This window comes from Mycobacterium sp. (genome assembly GCF_032162105.1).
Classification (GTDB): Bacteria; Actinomycetota; Actinomycetes; order Mycobacteriales; family Mycobacteriaceae; genus Mycobacterium.
In genome coordinates this window covers 1-4,292 of record NZ_JAVRPS010000669.1, presented here as the reverse complement: position 1 = coordinate 4,292, position 4,292 = coordinate 1, and the positions used below count along the sequence as shown (strand labels likewise).

At 69.1% G+C, this 4,292-nt stretch carries 3 protein-coding genes and 3 pseudogenes; 5 read left to right on the top strand and 1 reads right to left on the bottom strand.

Features of this window, described 5'->3' with window-relative positions; genetic code table 11:
- Together QOC69_RS33670 and QOC69_RS33665 are read left to right on the top strand one after the other, a co-directional pair.
- Positions 1 to 296, top strand: a pseudogene (locus QOC69_RS33670) (hypothetical protein); the annotation flags it as partial.
- Positions 297 to 370: 74 nt separating this feature from the next.
- Positions 371 to 796, top strand: a complete 426-nt coding sequence (locus tag QOC69_RS33665; RefSeq protein WP_526446814.1) for a UPF0182 family protein — start codon at positions 371 to 373, stop codon at positions 794 to 796.
- A gap of 637 nt (positions 797 to 1,433) precedes the next feature.
- Here the strand turns inward: QOC69_RS33665 and QOC69_RS33660 are convergent.
- Positions 1,434 to 1,758, bottom strand: a pseudogene (locus QOC69_RS33660) (recombinase family protein); the annotation flags it as partial.
- A gap of 113 nt (positions 1,759 to 1,871) precedes the next feature.
- On the opposite strand from QOC69_RS33660, the gene QOC69_RS33655 reads away from it, so the two are divergent.
- From QOC69_RS33655 to QOC69_RS33645, 3 genes and pseudogenes are all read left to right on the top strand, one after another.
- Complete coding sequence (locus tag QOC69_RS33655; RefSeq protein WP_526446813.1) at positions 1,872 to 2,765, top strand: ATP-binding protein; 894 nt, start codon at positions 1,872 to 1,874, stop codon at positions 2,763 to 2,765.
- A gap of 6 nt (positions 2,766 to 2,771) precedes the next feature.
- Complete coding sequence (locus QOC69_RS33650) at positions 2,772 to 3,887, top strand: vWA domain-containing protein (protein ID WP_526446812.1); 1,116 nt, start codon at positions 2,772 to 2,774, stop codon at positions 3,885 to 3,887.
- A 20-nt stretch (positions 3,888 to 3,907) separates the two neighbouring features.
- Positions 3,908 to 4,292, top strand: a pseudogene (locus QOC69_RS33645) (XshC-Cox1 family protein); the annotation flags it as partial.

Here is a 4,292-nt window from a genome sequence, read left to right as displayed (position 1 = left end):
ACCCCGACCCCAAGCTGCTCGCCTATCAGTATCTGCAGATGCTGCCGCAGCTGGCCCAGGGCCCGGGAAACACGTTCTGGGTAATTCCAAGCGAGGTCACCTCCGCCCTGCAAGACGTGTCCCGCGCTTTCACCCAGGCGCTGCCCAAGTCATCGGCCACCCGCGAAACCTCCTCCGACAACTTGGCAGCGCACGCTGCCGCCGATGCGGCTCAGGCGGCACAAGCCGCCGCCGATGCGCTCGAAGGCGCGGCCGAGGTCGACGGCTACCAGACCGCGTCGCCATCGCGCTCGTAACGACCGGTCGGGACGGGATTCTTCGAATCGCGGAGCATACGAATGGGGACACGTTCCCCGACAAACTCCCGCCGTTGTCCAGACGCGCCCGCGTGCTACTGCTGGCAGCGGTGGGCCTCATTGCACTACTGCTCGTCGGGCCGCGCCTGGTGGACGCCTACGTCAATTGGCTGTGGTTCGGTGAGGTCGGCTTCCGCAGCGTCTGGGTGACGGTGCTGTTGACCCGGGTAGCGATCTTCGTCACGGTGGCGCTGGTGGTGGGGGGCACCGTTTTTCTCGCCCTGATGCTGGCCTATCGCTCGCGGCCGGTCTTTGTACCCGCCGCGCGGCCGACGACCCGAGCGCGCCGTACCGGACCCAGCAGATGCGCCGGTCGCGGCTGTTCGGGTGGGGCGTCGCGGTCGGTGTCGGTGTGCTGTGGTCTGATCGCTCAGTCGGGGTGCTCGGCAGTCGCTCGCTCGGGCTTTACCCTCCACGTTTCCTGGCAGCAATGTGGCTAGGTCGGAATAGGTTGGCGCTGCCATGATTACGGCGTAGCGGTCAGGACCACGACGGCGTCGACTCACTGAAGCTCCGCAACTGGCAGCGGGAACTAGTCAGCAGTGTGGATATACCGGTCGCAGAACGCGGCGGACTTCGCCGAGCCAGACAACCGGGGTCGCCAAGGCAGGGGACTTTGGTCAACTGCCCGCTTCGGGCCAGCCCAAAATGCAACACTCCGAGGTATGTACTTCATGGTCGAATGGACGCCTGGGGTCAACGGCCCCACAGTCCCGCAACAAGGCCGCCCACAGTGGGATGGCGATGCTCTAGTGGTCGAGGGGACGCATTACGTCGAGGCGGAGTGGAGGACGGTCACGGTCATCTCAGAGTCGGCTGCCCAGGAACCGAAGCCTTAAGACGGCAACGGGCGGTTTGTGGACTCAATCCACCTACCGCGACGATCCGGGAGAGTCATGAGTTCGGAACATGCGATAGAGCAGGTGCCGCTGACAGAGATCCACGAGGGTGACACCATCCAAGATCCCAAGTCCGGCAATTGGACCACCATTGTCGGAACAGACAGCGGCACAACGAGTGTCATTCACCGGTACTCATACGGCGAGCAGACGGTCATCGAGGAGTACCGCGTCTACTACGGCGACCAAGGTGAGAAGCGCTGTCCTTGGCTATAGCTATAGCTAGTTGCCTTTCCCCGGATCAGCGCCCGCTCAAACTCAGCGAACGCGCCCGTCACCGACAGCAGCAGAGTCGCCATCGCGGTGTCCTCGCAGGTGAAAGTCAGGTTCTCCGTGACGAATTGAACGCGCACCCCCTTGCCGGTCAGCGTGCGCATCAACCGGCGCAGGTCTTCGAGGTTGCGGGCCAACCGATCCATCGAGTGCACGACGAGGGTGTCCCCGTCGCGGACGAACCCGAGCAACGCATCGAGTTGCGGTCGGTGCGAGTCCTTCGACTGCGATCACGCGCCGCAGCTCTCGGACCGAGGCGAGCTGGCCTCGGCGCCGTCCGGGTTCTTCGCGCGGTTGCCCGAGTCGCGTACCCGAGAGCGAGCCCTCACCTAGGCTCGCGGACGTGAGCGATTCCACGCCGAGTGTCGGGTCGCCGGCGGAACTGGCACAGGCGCTCGAGGCCACCGGCTACCTCGCCGACGACGGCGTCGCGATGGCCGCGTTCCTGGCGTTGCGCATGGGGCGACCGCTGTTCTGCGAGGGCGAACCCGGCACCGGCAAGACCTCCCTCGCGGTTGCCTTGTCGGAGGCGTTCCACCTGCCGCTGATCCGCCTGCAGTGCCACGAGGGCATCGACGCCTCGCAGGCGCTCTACGACTGGGATTTCCCGCGGCAGCTGCTGCACCTGCGGACACTGGAGGCGGCGAGCGACGGCCACCTCGAGGCCGAAGCCGCGGAACGCTCGCTTTACACCGAGCGGTTCCTGTTGGCGCGACCGCTGCTGCGGGCGCTCACCGAAGCGCCGTGCGTGCTCCTGGTCGACGAGATCGACCGGGCCGACGACGAGTTCGAAGCGTTGCTGCTACAGGTGCTCGACGAGAACGCCGTCACCATCCCCGAACTCGGCGAAGTGCGAGCCGCGACACCGCCGCTGGTGGTGCTCACCTCCAACCGCACCCGCGACGTGCACGACGCCCTCAAACGCCGCTGTCTGTACCACTGGCTCGAACATCCCGACCTGGCCCGGGAGGTCGCGATCCTGCGCCGCCGCATCCCGGGTATCGGGGCGGCGCTCGCCGATCAGGTCGCCCGCGCCGTCCACACCTTGCGCGGCATGGAACTGCTCAAGCCGCCGGGTGTCGCCGAGTCGCTGGACTGGGCGCGTGCACTGCGTGAACTCGACCGCGATGTGCTCGACGTGCAGACCGCCGCGGCGACGCTCGGTGCGGTCCTCAAGTACCGGGAGGACCTCGAGCGGGTGGCCCGGGCCGGACTGGACCGACTGCTGGCGGGGTGAGAAGCCATGTCGACGGCGTCGGATGTCGGCGACCCGCTTGTGGGGGTCGCCGGGTTCGCGCATGCCCTCGCGGTGGCGGGGTTGTCAGTCGCGTCGGACGCCGTCGAAGCGTTCACGCGGGCACTGCGTCAGGTAGATCTGGGCGACCCCGGGCAGGTGTACTGGGCGGGTCGCGCGACCCTGTGCCGCAGCCCCGACGACATCCCGCGGTACGACCTGGCGTTCGAGAACTGGTTCGGGGGAACGGTACTGACCGGCATACCGCAGCGCGGGCAGCAGCCGCGCCGCGCCCGCATCGCTGCGCTGAATGCGACCGGCGGCACCGACGCCGGTGGGGATGCGCCGCGACTGCGGGTCGCGGCGGACGACACCGAGGTACTGCGCCGCCGGGACATCGCCGAACTCACCACAGCCGAACGCGCGCACCTCGCCGAGCTCATCGCATCCCTGCGTCCGCGGCCCCCAACCCGCCCCGCCTTGCGGCTGCGCCCGTCCCGCCGGGGCCCCGTCGACCCGCGGCGCACGATGCGGGACATGCTCGCCGCGGGCGGCGAACCGGTGCGGCCGAGGCACCACCGCAAGGCCACCCGGCCGCGCCGGATGGTGCTGCTGCTCGACGTGTCAGGCTCGATGAGCCCGTACGCGGATGCGCTCCTCCGTTTCGCGCACGTGGTCGCCCGCAGCAACCCCGCCGGCACCGAGGTGTTCTCGCTGGGCACCCGGATGACCCGGCTGTCGCGAGCGCTGCGCGTCCGCGACCCGGAACTGGCACTGGCCGCGGCGGGCCGGGCGGTGCCCGACTGGGCCGGTGGCACACGGCTCGGCGAGACGCTGCGCGCGTTCCTGGACCGCTGGGGCCGACGTGGCCTGGCCCGCGGCGCCGTCGTGGTGATCTTCTCGGACGGCTGGGAGCGCGGCGACCCGATCCTGCTCGCCGAGCAGATGGCTCAGCTGCGGCGGCTCGCCCACGCGGTGCTGTGGGTGAACCCGCACGCCGGCGCGGACGGCTACCAGCCGGTCCAGTCCGGGATCGCGGCCGCCCTACCGTTCACCGATCGTCTGCTCGCCGGCCACAGCCTGGCGACGCTGCAGGAACTGCTCGAGGCGGTACACCGTGCGTGACGTGCTCGACGAACTCGACCGCCGCTACCGACGACGCGCGCGGGCTGCTCGAGGGCCGCTCCGGCACGCTGCACTACGGCCCCGTCGGGCAGCGGCGCGGCGAGGGAATGTCGTTGTTCGTCAATGTCTTCCAGCCGCCGCCACGACTGTTGGTGCTCGGCGCGCTCGATTCGCTGCGGCGATGGTGCTGCTCGGGGGCGTTCCTCGGTCACCGGGTGACGGCGTGCGCGGCGTCTTCACGACCGCGGCCCGGATCCCCGACGCCAACGAGGTGGTCGTCAACTGGCCGCACCGCTACCTGGCGGCAGAGGCCACGGCGGGCAGGGTGGACCGGCGCACCGTGGTCACCGTGCTCACCCACGACCCGAAGTTCGACGTCCCCCTGCTCGATGGGGCGCTGCGACT

Bases quoted from the DNA above. Each gene is read 5' to 3' on its own strand.
- QOC69_RS33650 (WP_526446812.1), top strand. From the start codon at position 2,772: ATGTCGACGGCGTCGGATGTCGGCGACCCGCTTGTGGGGGTCGCCGGG.